The organism is Acidovorax sp. (assembly GCF_016783915.1).
Taxonomy (GTDB): Bacteria; Pseudomonadota; Gammaproteobacteria; order Burkholderiales; family Burkholderiaceae_C; genus Acidovorax.
The window spans coordinates 44,889-61,256 of sequence record NZ_JADHVT010000011.1 but is presented as its reverse complement, the minus strand read 5'-3'; the positions used below and the strand labels follow the sequence as shown (position 1 = coordinate 61,256).

Below are 16,368 nucleotides of genomic sequence, written 5' to 3'. Positions count from 1 at the left end.
CCGGACGTGAAGCTCGTCACCTACGAAATCGACATCAAGCGCGTCATCAAGCGCAAGCTGGTCATGGCCATTGGCGATGCCCGCCTGCTCGCGGATGGCAAGGAAATCTATGTAGCCAATGACCTGCGCGTGGGGCTGTTCAAGCGCGAGGGCGACGACAAGGACGCAGCATGACCACCAAGAAGCGCGTAGTCATCACCGGCGCGGGCATCGTCTCGTGCATTGGCAACGACCTGGCCACCGTGGAAGCCTCGCTGCGTGCAGGCAAAAGCGGCATCAAGGCCGTTGAAAAATTCACCGAGCTGGGCCTGCGCAGCCAGGTGGGTGGTGCGCCCGATATCGACATCGAGGCGCGCATCGACCGCAAACAACTGCGCTTCATGGGCGACGCGGCGGCCTATGCGCAGATCGCGCTCGAAGACGCCATCGCCCAGGCGGGTCTCACGCCTGAACAGGTCAGCCACCCGCGCACCGGCCTCATCATGGGTTCGGGCGGCGGCTCTCCCGCCAACCAGATCGAAGCGGCCGACACACTGCGCGAAAAGGGCATCCGCCGCGTGGGGCCCTACCAGGTCACGCGCTGCATGAGCTCCACCGTGTCCGCGTGCCTGGCTACCAACTTCAAGGTCAAGGGCATCAACTACTCCATCACCTCGGCCTGCTCGACGTCGGCGCACTGCATTGGCGCGGCCGCGCAGCAGATCGCATGGGGCGTGCAGGACGTGATGTTTGCGGGCGGCGGTGAAGAGCTGAGCTGGGGCATGTCGCTGCTGTTTGACGGCATGGGCGCCATGTCCAGCAAGTACAACGACACGCCCGAGAAAGCCTCGCGCGCTTACGATGCGAATCGCGATGGTTTTGTGATCGCGGGTGGTGGCGGCGCCGTGGTGCTGGAGAGCCTGGACCATGCCCTGGCCCGTGGCGCCAACATCCTCGCTGAGGTAGTGGGCTTTGGCGCCACCAGCGATGGCGAAGACATGGTGGCCCCTTCGGGCGACGGCGCCATTGCCTGCATGCAGCAAGCCATGGAAGGTCTGGACGCCCCCATCGACTACATCAACACCCACGGCACCTCCACTCCCGTGGGCGACATGCAGGAAGTGCGCGCCATGCGTGCCCTGTTTGGCGACAAGGTGCCACCGTTCTCGTCCACCAAGTCGCTCACCGGCCACTCGCTGGGCGCCACGGGCGTGCAGGAGGCCATCTACTGCATGATCATGCTGAACAAGGGCTTCATCGCCGGCTCGGCCAATGTCGAGACACCTGACCCGGCCCTGGGCGACATGCCTCTGGTCACGCAAACGCGCGATGCGCAGCTGAACACGGTGTTGTCCAACAGCTTCGGCTTTGGCGGCACCAACGCCAGCCTGGTGCTGCGCCGCTGGAACCACTGACCGCGGACTCCCCACCGCAACGGCCTGCCTGTCTCTTGACATGCAGGCCGTTTTTCATGGGCTCTATCGGGCCGTCAGCGCCTGACGGGCCTTTGGGTTGGGCTGCAGGGCCTCGTGCAGCAAGGCGGGCAGCATGCTCAGCATGCGGGTGGCCTGCAGACCGGGCGGAAAGGCGCGCGCGTGGTAGCTGTACAGCGACATGGGGGCCAGCTCGTGCAGCTCCTGTGCCACCATCTGCGCAGGGTCCAGCCCCTTGGCGGTGAGAAAGTCCACCACCGTCCAGCCCATGCCCCGGCGCACCAGCTCCAGCGCCAGGCGCGATGTCTGCACCTGGATGCCAGGCCCGGCGGGCGAGCCGAGGCGGTGTGCGATTTCGTCAATCGCCTGGCGCATGGGGTCGTCGCCCACCAGGCGGATCACGGGCACCTGCGCCAGCCGCGCACCGGGGCTGGCGGCACGGGGAGCACTCGCCCACACGCTGGTCGCGACCGCCAGGTACAAGCGACCACTGACCAACAGGTCGCTCGCGATTTGTGGGTGGGGGTGCTTGTAGAAACCCAGGCAAAAGTCCACGCTGCGCGTGAGCAGGGCCTGCGTCATCTGGTCCTGGTGGAGGGTGCGCACCTCCACACCCACCTGCGGATGCTGCTCGGCATGGTGCTGCAGCAGCCGCGGCAGAAATTCGTGCGTGATGGACGGTATGGCGCCCAGCCGCACATCGCCCGAGTCACTGGTGGCCAGGTTGCGCGCGGTGCGCTTGAGCGCATCCAGCTGCCGATAGATGCCGGTGGACTCGGTGGCCAGCACCTGGGCCTCGGGCGTCGGGGTCAGGCCTGCGGGCGAGCGGTTGAACAGCCGGTAGCCCAGCTGCAGCTCGGTGTGCGCCACGGCCTTGCTGATTGCTGAGGGGGTGATGCACAGCAACCGCGCCGCTGCGCTCATGTTGCCGGTTTGCAGCACGGCCTGAAAAACTTCCAGTTGTCTCAAGTTCATGGCGGAGTTGTTTTGTGGCGGTGGCCGAGGGGCACTTGATGGCCTTCGAACGGCACTTCTGGGGTGTGAACTGAATTCATAAGGGTGGGTCAATTATTCCGCATGACTGTGTTCTGGTTTCTCATAGGATGCGGCACCGCTTCACCGGCGGTTTTGAATAAAGCGGCGCAACGCGCGCTGCCACCCAAAAAAATCAGGAGACTTCTTCATGCGCATTTCTTCCTCCCCCGCCGCCAGCCGCTGGCTCGCGGGTTTGCTGTTGTCTGCTGCCTCCGCCGTTGCCATGGCCCAGGCTGCCAAGCCCAATGTGGTGGTGCTGGCCACGGGCGGCACCATTGCCGGTGCGGGCGCCTCGGCCGCCAACAGCGCAACCTATGCCGCCGCCAAGGTGCCAGTCGATAAGTTGCTGGCGGGCCTGCCCGAGCTGGCCAATGTGGCCAAGGTGTCGGGTGAGCAGGTGTTCCAGATCGCCTCCGAGAGCTTTACCAACGAGCACCTGCTGCGCCTCGGCCAGCGCGTGTCGGCCCTGGCCAAGCAGGCGGACGTGGACGGCATCGTGATCACCCACGGCACCGACACCCTGGAAGAAACCGCGTACTTCCTGAACCTCACCGTGCGCACCAACAAGCCCATCGTGGTCGTCGGCTCCATGCGCCCCGGCACGGCCCTGTCGGCCGACGGCGCGCTGAACCTGTACGACGCCGTGACCGTGGCCGCCAGCAAGGACGCCGCCGGCAAGGGCGTGCTGGTTACGATGAACGACGAGATCCAGAGCGGTCGCGATGTGAGCAAGACCATCAACATCAAGACCGAGGCCTTCAAGAGCCAGTGGGGCCCGCTGGGCATGGTGGTGGAAGGCAAGAACTACTGGTTCCGCGCCCCGGTCAAGCGCCACACGACCAACTCCGAGTTCAACATCGACGACATCAAGGCGCTGCCCGCCGTGGACATTGTGTACGGCTACGGCAACATGAACACCACTGGCATCGAGGCCTACGGCAAGGCTGGCGTCAAGGCGCTGATCCATGCCGGCACCGGCAACGGCTCGGTGGCCGCGCAGGCGGTCGATTCGCTCAAGGCCCTGCGCGGCCAGGGCGTGCAGATCATCCGTTCGGCCCGCGTCCCCGATGGTTTTGTGCTGCGCAATGCCGAGCAGCCCGACGACAAGTACGACTGGGTGGTCGCACACGACCTGCGCCCCCAGAAGGCCCGCATCCTGGCCATGGTGGCCCTCACCAAGACCAATGACAGCAAGGAACTGCAGCGCATTTTCTGGGAGTATTGATCCCTGTTTTCGAGGTTAGAACGCCATGCTTTGACGCGATGCATGCGTTGACGGCCACACCCGTGTGGCCACCGGTACGCACCGGCTTATAGCTCGCGTGACTGGTTGGGAAGGCTGGGGCTCCAAAAGGGCTCCGGCCTTTTTTCATGGGCGGGGGCCGATGTTGCTGGCGCTGCCGCAGCACGCGCGGCGGTGCGCCGTAAAATCACTGGTTTGCGCGCGCAATGCCAGCCCTTCCAGCCCTGTGGGGCGGTGGGCCCTGGGTTTGCTCACGGACCGCGTTTTCTTCTTTTCCCTTTACTTGCTCGGCCCTGGCTTGCCAGTGCCTCAGCCAAAGACGCCATGTTGACATTCCAGCAAATCATTTTGAAGCTGCAGTCCTACTGGGACGCGCAGGGTTGCGCCCTTTTGCAACCCTATGACATGGAAGTGGGCGCCGGCACCTCGCACACTGCCACCTTCCTGCGCGCCATCGGCCCCGAGCCCTGGAAGGCCGCCTACGTGCAGCCCAGCCGCCGCCCCAAGGACGGCCGTTACGGCGAGAACCCCAACCGCCTGCAACACTACTACCAGTACCAGGTGGTGCTCAAGCCCGCACCGGCCAACATCCTGGAGCTGTACCTGGGCAGCCTCGAAGCCCTGGGCTTCGACCTGAAAAAGAACGACATCCGCTTTGTCGAAGACGACTGGGAGAACCCCACGCTCGGCGCCTGGGGCCTGGGCTGGGAGGTGTGGCTCAACGGCATGGAAGTCACGCAGTTCACCTACTTCCAGCAAGTGGGCGGCATCGACTGCAAGCCCGCCACGGGCGAAATCACCTACGGCCTGGAGCGCCTGGCCATGTACCTGCAGGGCGTGGACAACGTCTACAACCTCAAGTGGACCGACACCCTGAGCTACGGTGACGTGTACAAGCAAAACGAGGTGGAGCAGTCCACCTACAACTTCGAGCACAGCGACGCGGACTTTCTGTTCACCGCCTTCAACGCGCACGAAAAGCAGGCCAAGTACCTGATGGAGCAGCAGCTGGCGCTGCCCGCGTATGAGCAGGTGCTCAAGGCCGCGCACAGCTTCAACCTGCTGGATGCGCGCGGCGCCATCAGCGTGACCGAACGCGCTGCCTACATCGGCCGCATCCGCAACCTGGCCCGTGCCGTGGCGCAGAGCTACTACGAAAGCCGTGAGCGCCTGGGTTTCCCCATGGCACCGCGCGAGTGGGTGGAACAGATGGTCAAAAAGGCAGCGTGAACGAGCGAAAGAACAAGAACATGACGACCCAAAACCTCCTCGTTGAACTGTTTGTCGAAGAACTGCCCCCCAAGGCGCTGCAAAAGCTGGGCGATGCCTTCGCCACCGTGCTGGGCGACCAGCTCAAGGCCCAGGGCCTGGCGACGGCTGCCTCGGTGGTCACGCCCTTTGCCTCGCCCCGCCGCCTGGCTGCGCATGTGACGGCGGTGGCCGACAAGGCCGCTGACAAGGCCGTGCAGCAAAAGCTGATGCCCGTGACCGTGGGCCTTCAAGCGGACGGCAACGCCACGCCCGCGCTGCTGAAAAAGCTGCAGGCGCTGGGCGCCGATGTGTCCAACCCCGCAGCCGCTGTGGCCGCCTTGAAGCGCGCGCAGGACGGCAAGGCCGAAGCCCTGTTCTACGACAGCGTGGTGCCCGGTGCCACGTTGGCGGCTGGCCTGCAAAAGGCGCTGGATGAAGCCATCGCCAAGCTCCCCATCCCCAAGGTGATGAGCTACCAGCTCGAAACCGACTGCGAGCTGCCCGGCTGGACCAGCGTGAACTTTGTGCGCCCTGCGCACGGCCTGGTCGCGCTGCATGGCAGCACGGTGGTGCCCGTGAAGGCGCTGGGTCTGACCGCTGGCAACAGCACCACTGGCCATCGTTTTGAAGCCGCCGTGTCGCCCGTGGTGCTGGCCGATGCCGACAGCTACGCCGCCACCCTGAAGAAGGACGGCGCCGTGATCGCCAGCTTTGCCGAGCGCAAGGCCGAGATCGCGCGCCAGCTGGCTGCGGCTGCTGCGAAGGTGGGCAACGGCGCCCGCCCTATCGAAGACGAAGCGCTGCTGGACGAAGTGACCGCGCTGGTCGAGCGGCCCAACGTGGTCATCTGCCAGTTTGAAGAGCAGTTCCTGGGTGTGCCGCAGGAGTGCCTCATCCTCACGATGAAGGCCAACCAGAAGTACTTCCCGCTGCTGGACGCCGCGGGCAAGCTCACCAACAAGTTCCTGGTGGTCAGCAACATCAGCCCCGAAGACACGAGCTTTGTGACCGGCGGCAACGAGCGCGTGGTACGCCCCCGCCTGGCCGATGCCAAGTTCTTCTTTGACCAGGATCGCAAGAAGACCCTGGCCTCGCGTGTCGAGGGCCTGGGCAAGGTCGTGTACCACAACAAGCTGGGCACGCAGGGCGAGCGCGTGGAGCGCGTGCGCGCCATCGCCAAGGCGATCGCATCCCAGCTGGGCGACGCGCAACTGGTGCAGGATGCCGATCTGGCCGCGCAGCTGGCCAAGACCGACCTCGTGACCGATATGGTGGGCGAATTCCCTGAGCTGCAGGGCATCATGGGTGGCTACTACGCCCTCAACGACGGCCTGGGCGACACCGTGGCCCACGCCATTGAAGACCACTACAAGCCCCGCTTTGCGGGCGACACGCTGCCGCGCAACACCGCTGGTGTGGTGGTGGCGCTGGCCGACAAACTGGAAACCCTGGTCGGCATGTTCGGCATCGGCAACCTGCCCACCGGCGACCGTGACCCGTTCGCACTGCGCCGCCATGCACTGGGCGTGATCCGCATGCTGGTCGAGAAGGACCTGTCGCTGGACTTGAACGCGCTGCTGGCCGGTGCCGTGCCTGCGTTTGGCGACAAGATCACCGACGCCACGCCCGCTCTGGCTGACTTCATCTACGACCGCCTCGCCGGCAGCCTGCGTGAGCAAGGCTACAGCGCGCAAGAAGTGGACGCCGTGCTGGCCCTGCGCCCGCAGCGCCTGGCCCTGGTCGAGAAGCAGTTGGCCGCAGTGCGTGCCTTTGCCGCCTTGCCCGAAAGCCCCGCACTGGCAGCCGCCAACAAGCGCGTGGGCAACATCCTCAAGAAGGCCGAGGTCGAAGGCCCGGTGGATGCCCACGTCAACCCCAACCTGCTGCAGGAAAAGGCGGAGCAGGACCTGTACGCCGCACTGCAGCGCTTTGTGCCCGAGGCCAACGCCCAGTTTGACGCTGGCGACTACACCGCCAGCCTGCAGACCCTGGCCGTGCTGCGCGCGCCCGTGGACGCGTTCTTTGACGACGTGATGGTGAACGCCGAGCAACTGGACCTGCGCCTGAACCGCCAGGGCCTGCTCAAGACGCTGCACGAAGCCATGAACCGCGTGGCCGACCTGTCCCGGCTGGCTGCCTGACCCCCGGAACTGTTAGGCTGGTGGTTCTCACAAGGCAAACACCTCCTATGAAACTCGCCATCCTCGACCGCGACGGCACCCTCAACCCGCTGGGGGATGACTACATCACCTCGGCCGACGAGTGGACGGCGGTGCCGGGCGCGCTCGAGGCCATTGCCCGCCTCAACCATGCGGGCTGGCATGTGGTGGTGGCCACCAACCAGCCCGGATTGGGCCGGGGCCTGTTTGACGTGGTGGCGCTCAACGCCATCCACGCCAAGATGCACCGGCAGGTGGCAGCGGTGGGCGGGCGCATTGACGCGGTGTTCTATTGCCCCCATGCGGCCGACGAGGACTGCAGCTGCCGCAAGCCCGCGCCGGGCCTGCTGGAGCAGATTTGCGACCGCTATGGCGTAGAGCGCAACGAGGTCCGCGTGGTCGGCAACTGCGAGGCCCACCTGCAGGCGGGCGCCGCCCTGGGGGGGCAGTTGCACTTGGTATGCACCGGCCGGTCTGCTTCGTTGGGGCAGGGCGGGGCACTGCCTGCGGGTGTGCCGCCGGGCACACAAGTGCACGCCAGCCTGGCCGATTTTGTGGACCAGTTGCTGCCGGTGGTGCAGGGTGCTGCGTCTGCCGTGGCTGCGGCACCGCTGCCCCTCGCCGGTCATGGCCCTGCTGGTTCCTGATGCTATGTAATTAATAGCTGCTGGCGCATGATTCACTAGCGCTTGTGGCCCCTGAGACTCCAAAATGGCCTTTTTCCGCTCCGTCATTCACCTTCTCTGGATGGGCATCACCGTGGTGCCCTACGCGCTGGCCATCATGCTGGGCACGCTGCTGGGCGTGCGCGGTGTGCCCCTGTACCGCATCGCGCGGGCCTGGCTGTCGCTGTGCATCAGCGGCGCCCGGGTAGTCCTGGGCATCCGCGCCGAGGTGACCGGCATGGAGAACCTGCCGCAGGGCGCCAACGAAGGCGCCATCCTGCTGGTCAAGCACCAGTCCACGTATGAGACCTTTTTGATGCCGGTGATCATGCCGCACCCCCTGGCCTACGTGTTCAAGAAGGAGCTGCTGCATGTGCCCTTCTTCGGCTGGGCCATCGGGCGGCTGGACATGATCCACATTGACCGCAACCAGCGCACGCAGGCCTTCAACAAGGTGGTGCAGCAGGGCAAGGACCTGCTGGCCAAGGGCATCTGGATCATCATGTTCCCCGAGGGCACGCGCATCGAGCGGGGGCAGAAGGGCAACTACAAGACCGGCGGTACGCGCCTGGCGATTGACACTGGTGCGCCGGTGATTCCGATTGCCGTCACCTCGGCGAAGGTGTGGCCGCGCAAGGCGTTCGTCAAGCGCCCTGGCGTGGTGGATGTGTCGATTGGCAAGCCCATCTCCAGCGTGGGGCGCCAGCCCGACGAATTGATGCGCGAGGTGGAGGCCTGGATCGAGGCCGAGATGCGCCGCCTGGACCCAGAGGCTTACCCGGCCCTGGCGGCCAACACCACGGCACCCAGCGGGAAGTAAACCGACCGTGATGCAGCGGCTTGTGCAACTGGCGCTGGACCTGTTTGACCCACCCGGGGCACCTGCAGCAGGCCCCAGTCCTGTGGCTGCAGGTTTCAAGCCCAATCAGCCACAAGCGCTAGTCGATCAAGCGCCGGTAGCTCCTAAAACTATAGTGAGCCGGCCTGCAGCGCCAGCGGTGCCGCTGCCCTCGCTGTTGTCCCCCGCCGAGTTCCGCCACCCCCAGGCCAGCCGCGAGGTGCTGCTGGGAGATGCCGTCGTGGCCTATGCGCTGCAGCGCGCGCGCCGCCGCAGCATCGGCTTTACTGTGGGGGCTGACGGCCTGTCGGTGCGGGCCCCCAGCTGGGTGACATTGGGCGCGGTGGATGCCGCGCTGCGCGAGAAGTCCGACTGGATCCTGCGCAAGCTGTCGGAGGCGCGCGAGCGCCAGCAGCGCATGGAAGGCGGCCGCATCGTCTGGGCCCATGGCGCAGAGCTGCCCTATCTGGGTGAGCCGCTGAGGCTGGTGCTCGACCCCAGCCACAGTTTCGCGGGCAAAGGCGGAGCGCTGGTGGTGGCGGTGGAGCAGGGCGGCTCTGCCACGCCCAGCCTGCACATCGGCTTGCCCCATAGCGCCAGCGCTGCGCAGGTCCGCGACACTGTGCAGGCTTGGTTGATGCGCGACGCGCGCCGCCACTTCACCGAGCGGCTGGACCACTTTGCCCCGCTGCTGGGTGTGCGCTGGGCCAGCCTGCGCCTGTCGAGCGCCAACACCCGCTGGGGCAGCGCCAAGGCCGACGGCTCCATCCGCCTGAACTGGCGCCTGCTGCACTACCGCCCGGCCATCATCGACTACGTGGTGGCGCACGAACTGGCCCACCTGCGCGTGATGGACCACAGCCCCCGCTTCTGGGACACCGTGGCCACCGTGGTGCCGGACTACGCGCAGCTGCGCAGCCATCTCCGTGACGAACCCGCCCCCTTGTGGGATTGAAGAAGGACCCTGACGATGACCGAAGCCAAGATTTCCCCCGCCGAAGGCTACGCCGGTGACGTGACGCCCCAACAGGCCTGGCAATGGGTGCAGGCCGGGCAGGCCGTGCTGGTGGACGTGCGCAGCGACGCCGAACGTGAGTGGGTGGGCCATGTGCCCGGCGCCGCCGCTGTGGCCTGGAAACAATGGCCGGGCATGGCTATGAACGCCGATTTTGATGCCCAGATGCGCGCTGCTGTGCCCGAGGGCGGACGGGCCGTGCTGCTGTGCCGCAGCGGTGTGCGCTCCATTGCCGCCGCGCGCCGCGCCACCGAACTGGGGATCACGGCCTACAACATCCTGGAGGGTTTTGAGGGCGATGCCGATGCGCAGGGCCAGCGCGGCAAACGCGGCGGCTGGCGCTTGCACGGTCTGCCATGGAGGCAAGGCTGATCTGCTATCAAAAAAAGAGCTACCAGCGCTTTTTGTACTAGCGCTGGCAGCTCTGCGGGCTTGAATCTGCGAGAGATTACTTGGCCAACGGCGGAATCCGCAGCTTCTGGCCCGGGTAGATCTTGTCGGGGTGGCTCAGCATGGGCTTGTTGGCCTCGAAGATCACGGGGTACTTGTTGGCGTCGCCATAGAACTTCTTGGCGATGGCGCTCAGAGTGTCGCCGCGCACCACGTCGTGGTACTGGGCTTCGGGCTCGGGGTTGGTCACATCCATCAGGTTCTCGACGCTGGTCACACTGGCCACGTTGCCGCAGCACAGGGTAACTTTTTCCTTGGCGGCCTGGGTGGGGGCGGTGCCCTTGACGGTGACCTTGCCTTGCGTGCCGTCGAAGGCCACCTGGACGTTGCTGGCGCCCAGGTTCTGGGACGCGATGTAGGTCTCGATGGCCTTGGATGCCTTGGCGTTGAGTTCATCCTGCGTGGGGGCGGCTGCCGTGGCGGCCTGCGCCTCTTTGCCGCCGAACAGTTTTTCGCCGGCTTCCTTGATGAAACTGAAAAGACCCATGTCGTACCTCCTAATGTTGCAGAAACAGGAAAGGTCACTGTAGCTGCAATGGACGGCTGCGTTGTGTCGGACAGGCGCGCGACACGATTTTTCACAATTTGTGGGCCGGGAGGGCGGATGCGCCGGTGACTGTCGCCCTCGGGCAGGGGCATGTTGCAAAACTCGGGATAATCCGCCGCATGACTTTTCTGGCCATCGACGTCGGTAACACCCGTCTCAAATGGGCGTTGTACGACGCTCCCCGCCCCGGGGCTGCGCTCATTGCGCATGGCGCCGAGTTCCTCGACCATATCGACCGCCTGGCTGAAGGCAGTTGGGCGTCGCTGCCCCACCCGGAGCGCATGCTGGGCTGTGTGGTGGCGGGCGATGCCGTCAAACGCCGCGTGCAGGAGCAGATGGAAATCTGGGACGTCACCCCCTCGTGGGTGGTGTCCTCGGCACAGGAGGCGGGGCTGACCAACGGCTATGACCACCCCTCGCGCCTGGGCTCGGACCGGTGGGTGGCCATGATCGGTGCACGCCACCATGTGCTGACATGCGGCCCCGCACGGCCGCTGGTGGTGGTAATGGTGGGCACCGCAGTGACGGTGGAATGCATCGACACCGAGGGCCGTTTCATGGGCGGGCTTATCCTGCCCGGCCACGGCATCATGCTGCGCGCGCTCGAGTCCGGCACCGCCGGTCTGCACGTGCCCACGGGCGAGGTGCGCCCGTTCCCCACCAACACCAGCGACGCGCTGACCAGCGGCGGCACCTACGCCATCGCCGGTGCCGTGGAGCGCATGTACCAGCACCTGCTGCAGCACTGCGGCCAGGAGCCTGCCTGCATCATGACGGGCGGCGCCGGCTGGAAGATGGCGCCTAGCATGACGCGGCCCTTCGAGCTGGTGGACAACCTGATTTTTGATGGGCTGCTGGAGATTGCCGCGCAGCGGTTTGGGGGCTGAGGGCTGCGGCTGCAGATGGCAGTGCGAGGGTTTTGCAGCGGGTATTCGCCCGCCAGAAAACGGAAACCGGAAATCGGAAACCGCTCCAGCCAACCTTTCACTGCGCGGTCTTTGGTGGGACTTCTTTCGTCACAGAGGGTTGAAACGGTCGCTGCTCAAAACACCAGCGACCGCCGCGCAAGGGCTGCCTAGCCGCAAAGGCGGCGCTTCGCTTGCGGGCGCTGGCGGCGTCCCCCTTCCAGAATCACGCAGTGATTCGAGAGAAGGGGGAAGGCGCGAAGCGCCTCGGGGGGATGCTCCCTTATTCCTCTTCCAGTTCCGCCCGTGCCATCTCCACATCCAGCCGCTCCATGGCGTCCATGGGTTCGGCAGTGGCGGCTTTTTCGTAGAGCGCGGTGGCTTCCTTCATTTTCTTGTCGCCCTCCAGCATGACGAGGGCATTGGCGTACTCAATCATCGCAATGGCCGATCCCGGATTGAGCTTGAGGGCTTCCTGGAACAGCTTGAGGCCCGTGTCCTTCTTGGCGCCATAGGTCATGCTGCCAATCAGTGAACCCACCTTGTCGATCACCTCGGCATGGAAGGCACCCAGCGCAATGCGCGCATCCGCGTGTTTGGGCGACAGGGCGATGGCCTTCTCCAGCGAGTCCTTCACCTTGCCACCCAGCCCTTGCGCCAGCGCCTTGGCCACGCTGATGCCCTGGCTGTAGCGTCCCAGCGCATAGGCATGCCAATACCAGGCGTTGGCGTTATCGGGCTCCTTGGCAGCCTGGGCTTCCGCCCGTTCAGCTACCTGCATGAAAAGGTCCAGGCGCGCCTTTTCCTTCGGCTCCAGGTAGTTGGCATAGATGGAGGTGGCCTTGTTGACTGCAGTGATGCCCGCGCCACCGGCTGCCAGGCCTGCTGCCGCAGCTTTCTCAAAATCACCGTTGTGGAACAGCGCCCAGGCTTCCAGGGCGGCAACGTCCTTGGGGCAGGGTTCGGCATCGCCCCCATGCAGTCGTGCCCAATGCTTCTTGACGCTTGCTGCGTCGAACTGGTAGTCGCCGGCGTGGGGGAAGGGGGTCCATTTGGCCATGGTGTGTGTCTCCGGAAGTTCTTGTTGGTGGGTGTCTGTGGCGGGTGGGCTGTGTATCAGCCTGGCGCTGCTGCGTAGGCGCCGACCAGCTGCAGCAGATGGGCCCGCTGGCCGCTTTCGAGGTAAGGCATAAGCAGGTTCAGTACATGGTGGGCACCACGCAACAGCGCGGCCTGGGCGCTTTCAGGCTCCAGCGCGCGGCGTGGGTCGCGAACGTACTCAAAACTGAGCCAGTAGGTCAGCACCACGACCATGCTGGTGGCGGTGGCCTCCAGCTCGCGCGAGTCGATGTGCAGCGCATCTGCGCGTCCCATGCCGTCGAGCATGGCGCGCACGGCGCGGGTCTTGTTCTTGAGGATGGACTGGAAGTGGGTTTCCAGGCGCCGGTTCTTGGACAGCAGGTCGTTGAGATCGCGGTACAGGAAGCGGTACTGCCAGATCAGCTCGAACAGCGAGTGCATGAAGAACCAGGCGTCCTCCACATTGCGCACACCCTCTGCTGCGGCCAGCAGTTCGGTGAGCGAGCCTTCGTAGCGATCAAACAGCGCGTTGATCAGCTCGTCCTTGGCCGGGTAGTGGTAGTAAAGGTTGCCGGGGCTGATGCGTAGCTCGGCCGAGATCAGGGTGGTGGAGACGTTGGGTTCACCGAACCGGTTGAACAGGTCCAGCGTCACTTCCAGAATGCGTTCTGCGGTGCGGCGTGGCGCTTTCTTCACCATGTGTGCGGGCCCCTTCGCGTCGTTGTTTCGTTGTCTCTGATGGCTACTCTAACCCACGCGGTCATGCTGCAGTGCGACATGAAGGTGGGGTGCGTATGCAGTGCCTAGGCTGCTTGTAGCGCACTTCATGGGTTTCACCAAAAAAAGAAAAGCGGTCCAAACGCCGTGGCGCGTGGACCGCTTTGAGCGGGCTGGGTGCTTGCCGGTGGCAAGCCGTGATCAGCTGGCCGATGGCGTGCTGGTGGCTGCGTCGGCAGCGGCACGTGTCGCGGTCTTCTTTGCAGCCGCCTTCTTGGCGGGGGCCTTGGCTGCAGGCTTGGCGGCTGCCTTTGCAGGAGCAGCCTTCTTTGCCACTGCCTTCTTGGCGGGGGCCTTAGCAACAGGCTTGGCTGCTGCCTTGGCAGCAGCTTTGGCGGGTGCGGCCTTGCTGCTCTTGGCCAGGGCGTCCACTCGGGCGCTCAGGGCTTCCAGGTCGCGGGCCGAGGGCACGCCCAGCTTGGCCAAGGCCTTGGCCACGCGGTCTTCAAAGATGTTTTCGAGCTTGTCCCACTGGCCTTGGGCCTTGGAGCCGATGTCGCTGGCCATTGTGGTCACGCGGCTGGTGGCTTCGGTGATCTTTTCTTCGGCCACGGCCTGGGTCTTGCGCTGGATAGTCAGGCCTTCCTTGACCAAGGCTTCAAACACCTTGCCGCCTTCTTCCTGCGCCTTGGAGAAGGCACCCAGGCCTGCCAGCCAGATCTGCTGGGCGGAGTCCTTGACGGTGCTGGACAGTTGGGCGTTGCTCTTCTTTTTGTCGGCGCTGAGTTTCTGCAGTTTCTTGACCATGGGGCCTCCGTTGTGCGGTTGGTTGGGTTTGCCGGGGCGGGTTGCCTTCGACGCATGGCCGCACTGTACGCCGCACGGCGCGACAGGTGTAGGCGCGCGCTCCTAAAAATGTAGAGCGTGCCACCTAGCGGGGGCGTTCGCTGGCCGCCTAGCATCGGCGCGGGTTTCTGCTGAATCGGTGCGCGCAGGCCTTGGGCAAGAATGAAGCTATCTCAGAGGAGTTATCCATGCAGTATTTCGTGACGGGGGCAACGGGGTTCATTGGCAAGCGGCTGGTCAAGAAGCTGCTGGAGCGCAAGGGGGCGGTGGTGCATTTCCTGATCCGCAAGGAAAGTGCGGACAAGGTGGCCGACCTGCGCAGCTTCTGGGGTGTCGGGCCCACGCGTGCGGTCCCTGTCTTTGGCGATCTCACCACGAAGAAGCTGGGCGTGGCGGCAGACGACGTGAAGAAGCTCAAAGGCCAGATCGACCATTTCTACCACCTGGCTGCGGTGTACGACCTTTCTGCTGACGAAGAAACCCAGGTGGCCGTGAACATCGAGGGCACGCGCAACACGGTGGACCTGGCCAAGGCCATTGATGCCGGGCATTTTCACCATGTTTCCTCCATCGCGGCCGCAGGTCTATACGAAGGCGTGTTCCGTGAAGACATGTTCGAGGAAGCCGAGGGCCTGGACCACCCGTACTTCCAGACCAAACACGAGAGCGAAAAGATCGTGCGCCAGGACTGCAAGGTGCCCTGGACGGTGTACCGCCCCGCGATGGTGGTGGGCGACAGCACCACGGGCGAGATGGACAAGATCGATGGCCCCTACTACTTCTTCAAGGTGATCCAGCGCCTGCGCCAGCTGCTGCCGCCCTGGATGCCCACCGTGGGCCTGGAAGGGGGGCGCGTGAACATCGTGCCGGTGGACTTCGTGGTCAACGCACTCTACGTCATCAGCCACCAGAAGGACATCTCCAAGAAGTGCTACCACCTGGTGGACCCAGTGGGCTACCGCGTGGGCGATGTGCTCGACATCTTCAGCCGCGCCGCCCATGCGCCGCGCATGAACCTGTTTGTCAACGCCGCGCTGCTGGGCTTCATCCCCAAGAGCGTGAAGAAGAGCCTGATGGCGCTGGCGCCCGTGCGCCGCGTACGCAACGCGGTGATGAGGGACCTGGGCTTGCCCGAGGACATGCTCACCTTCGTGAATTACCCCACGCGCTTTGATTGCCGCGAAACGTTGGCCGCGCTCAAGGGCTCCGGCGTCACCTGCCCCAATCTCAAGGACTACGCCTGGCGGCTGTGGGACTACTGGGAGCGCAATCTGGACCCTGAGCTGTTCATTGATCGCACCCTCAAGGGCACGGTGGCGGGCAAGGTGGTGCTGATCACCGGTGGATCGTCTGGCATCGGGCTGGCGGCGGCGCACAAGTTTGCCGAGGCGGGTGCCACCACCATCATTTGCGGGCGCGACCAGGACAAGCTGGACGAGGCCTGTGCCGAAGCCAAGGCGAAAGGCTACAGCTTCATCGCGTACTCGGCCGACATTGCCGACATGAACGACTGCGATCGCTTCGTGCAGCTTCTGATCGACAAGCATGGCGGTGTGGACTTCCTGATCAACAACGCAGGCCGCTCCATCCGCCGCGCCATCGAGTCGAGCTACGACCGCTTCCACGATTACGAGCGAACCATGCAGCTGAACTACTTCGGCTGCCTGCGTGTGACCATGGGCTTCTTGCCCGGCATGGTCGAAAAGCGCAAGGGCCATGTGGTCAACATCAGCTCCATTGGTGTGCTCACCAACGCGCCGCGCTTTTCAGCCTATGTGGCCAGCAAAGCGGCTCTCGACGCCTGGACGCGCTGCGCCTCCAGCGAGTTCGCCGACCAGGGCATCACCTTCACCACCATCAACATGCCGCTGGTGCGCACACCCATGATCGCGCCCACCAAGATCTACAACAACGTGCCCACGCTGAGTCCTGAAGAGGCGGCGGACATGATCGCCCAGGCGTGCATCTTCAAGCCGGTGCGTATTGCCACGCGCCTGGGCATCACCGGCCAGTTGCTGCACGCGCTGGTGCCACGCGTGGCGCAGATCACCATGAACACGAGCTTTCGCATGTTCCCGGACTCCACCGCCGCCAAGGGCAGCAAGGACGCCAAGCCGCAGCTGTCGGCCGAGGCGGTGGCCCTGCAGCAGATGATGCGTGGCATCCATTTTTGATGACCCTCTGGCCCGGGCAGAAATACCCGCG

General features: G+C 64.8%; 15 protein-coding genes and 1 pseudogene. 11 read left to right on the top strand and 5 right to left on the bottom strand.

Features of this window, described 5'->3' with window-relative positions; genetic code table 11:
* Positions 1-174 (top strand): annotated as a pseudogene (locus ISS20_RS04445) (beta-hydroxydecanoyl-ACP dehydratase); the annotation flags it as partial.
* Entirely contained in the window at positions 171-1,394 is a 1,224-nt protein-coding gene (gene fabB, locus ISS20_RS04440) for a beta-ketoacyl-ACP synthase I (protein WP_291434079.1), read from the top strand. The pseudogene ISS20_RS04445 and the gene fabB, both read left to right, overlap by 4 nt.
* A 63-nt stretch (positions 1,395-1,457) precedes the next feature.
* Here the strand turns inward: fabB and ISS20_RS04435 are convergent, their stop codons facing one another.
* A complete protein-coding gene (locus ISS20_RS04435) occupies positions 1,458-2,387 on the bottom strand; it encodes a LysR family transcriptional regulator (protein ID WP_291434076.1) in 930 nt (309 codons plus the stop codon).
* 208 nt (positions 2,388-2,595) lie between these two features.
* On the opposite strand from ISS20_RS04435, the gene ISS20_RS04430 reads away from it, so the two are divergent.
* The 7 genes from ISS20_RS04430 (at position 2,596) to ISS20_RS04400 (ending at position 9,990) form a co-directional block, all read left to right on the top strand.
* On the top strand, positions 2,596-3,672 hold the full coding sequence (locus ISS20_RS04430; protein WP_291434074.1) for a type II asparaginase: 1,077 nt from the start codon (positions 2,596-2,598) through the stop codon (positions 3,670-3,672).
* Positions 3,673-4,014: 342 nt separating this feature from the next.
* Positions 4,015-4,920, top strand: a complete 906-nt coding sequence (gene glyQ / locus ISS20_RS04425) for a glycine--tRNA ligase subunit alpha (protein WP_008907201.1) — start codon at positions 4,015-4,017, stop codon at positions 4,918-4,920.
* A gap of 20 nt (positions 4,921-4,940) precedes the next feature.
* Positions 4,941-7,082: a glycine--tRNA ligase subunit beta gene (gene glyS, locus ISS20_RS04420; protein ID WP_291434067.1), complete on the top strand. Its 2,142-nt coding sequence runs from the start codon at positions 4,941-4,943 to the stop codon at positions 7,080-7,082.
* A gap of 47 nt (positions 7,083-7,129) precedes the next feature.
* The gene (gmhB, locus tag ISS20_RS04415) at positions 7,130-7,747 is read left to right on the top strand and encodes a D-glycero-beta-D-manno-heptose 1,7-bisphosphate 7-phosphatase (RefSeq protein WP_291434065.1); all 618 of its coding nucleotides are present in this window, start codon (positions 7,130-7,132) and stop codon (positions 7,745-7,747) included.
* Between the two features lie 64 nt (positions 7,748-7,811).
* The gene (locus ISS20_RS04410) at positions 7,812-8,585 is read left to right on the top strand and encodes a lysophospholipid acyltransferase family protein (RefSeq protein WP_291434063.1); all 774 of its coding nucleotides are present in this window, start codon (positions 7,812-7,814) and stop codon (positions 8,583-8,585) included.
* A 10-nt stretch (positions 8,586-8,595) separates the two neighbouring features.
* On the top strand, positions 8,596-9,558 hold the full coding sequence (locus ISS20_RS04405; protein ID WP_291434061.1) for a SprT family zinc-dependent metalloprotease: 963 nt from the start codon (positions 8,596-8,598) through the stop codon (positions 9,556-9,558).
* A 15-nt stretch (positions 9,559-9,573) separates the two neighbouring features.
* Positions 9,574-9,990, top strand: a complete 417-nt coding sequence (locus tag ISS20_RS04400) for a rhodanese-like domain-containing protein (RefSeq protein WP_291434059.1) — start codon at positions 9,574-9,576, stop codon at positions 9,988-9,990.
* Positions 9,991-10,066: 76 nt separating this feature from the next.
* On the opposite strand, the gene lysM is transcribed toward ISS20_RS04400, so the two are convergent.
* On the bottom strand, positions 10,067-10,555 hold the full coding sequence (lysM, locus tag ISS20_RS04395; RefSeq protein ID WP_291434057.1) for a peptidoglycan-binding protein LysM: 489 nt from the start codon (positions 10,553-10,555) through the stop codon (positions 10,067-10,069).
* Positions 10,556-10,734: 179 nt separating this feature from the next.
* On the opposite strand from lysM, the gene ISS20_RS04390 reads away from it, so the two are divergent.
* Positions 10,735-11,502, top strand: coding sequence for a type III pantothenate kinase (locus ISS20_RS04390; RefSeq protein ID WP_291434055.1), 768 nt, complete (start codon positions 10,735-10,737; stop codon positions 11,500-11,502).
* 301 nt (positions 11,503-11,803) lie between these two features.
* Here the strand turns inward: ISS20_RS04390 and ISS20_RS04385 are convergent, their stop codons facing one another.
* From ISS20_RS04385 to ISS20_RS04375, 3 genes are all read right to left on the bottom strand, one after another.
* The gene (locus tag ISS20_RS04385) at positions 11,804-12,580 is read right to left on the bottom strand and encodes a hypothetical protein (protein ID WP_291434053.1); all 777 of its coding nucleotides are present in this window, start codon (positions 12,578-12,580) and stop codon (positions 11,804-11,806) included.
* 56 nt (positions 12,581-12,636) lie between these two features.
* Positions 12,637-13,299 (bottom strand): TetR/AcrR family transcriptional regulator, encoded by a 663-nt coding sequence (locus ISS20_RS04380; RefSeq protein WP_291434051.1) that lies wholly within the window; start codon positions 13,297-13,299, stop codon positions 12,637-12,639.
* 219 nt (positions 13,300-13,518) lie between these two features.
* Positions 13,519-14,124, bottom strand: a complete 606-nt coding sequence (locus ISS20_RS04375; RefSeq protein WP_291434050.1) for a phasin family protein — start codon at positions 14,122-14,124, stop codon at positions 13,519-13,521.
* 227 nt (positions 14,125-14,351) lie between these two features.
* Between ISS20_RS04375 and ISS20_RS04370 the strand changes: the two genes are divergently transcribed.
* Complete coding sequence (locus ISS20_RS04370) at positions 14,352-16,337, top strand: SDR family oxidoreductase (RefSeq protein ID WP_291434048.1); 1,986 nt, start codon at positions 14,352-14,354, stop codon at positions 16,335-16,337.
* Positions 16,338-16,368: the final 31 nt, after the last annotated feature.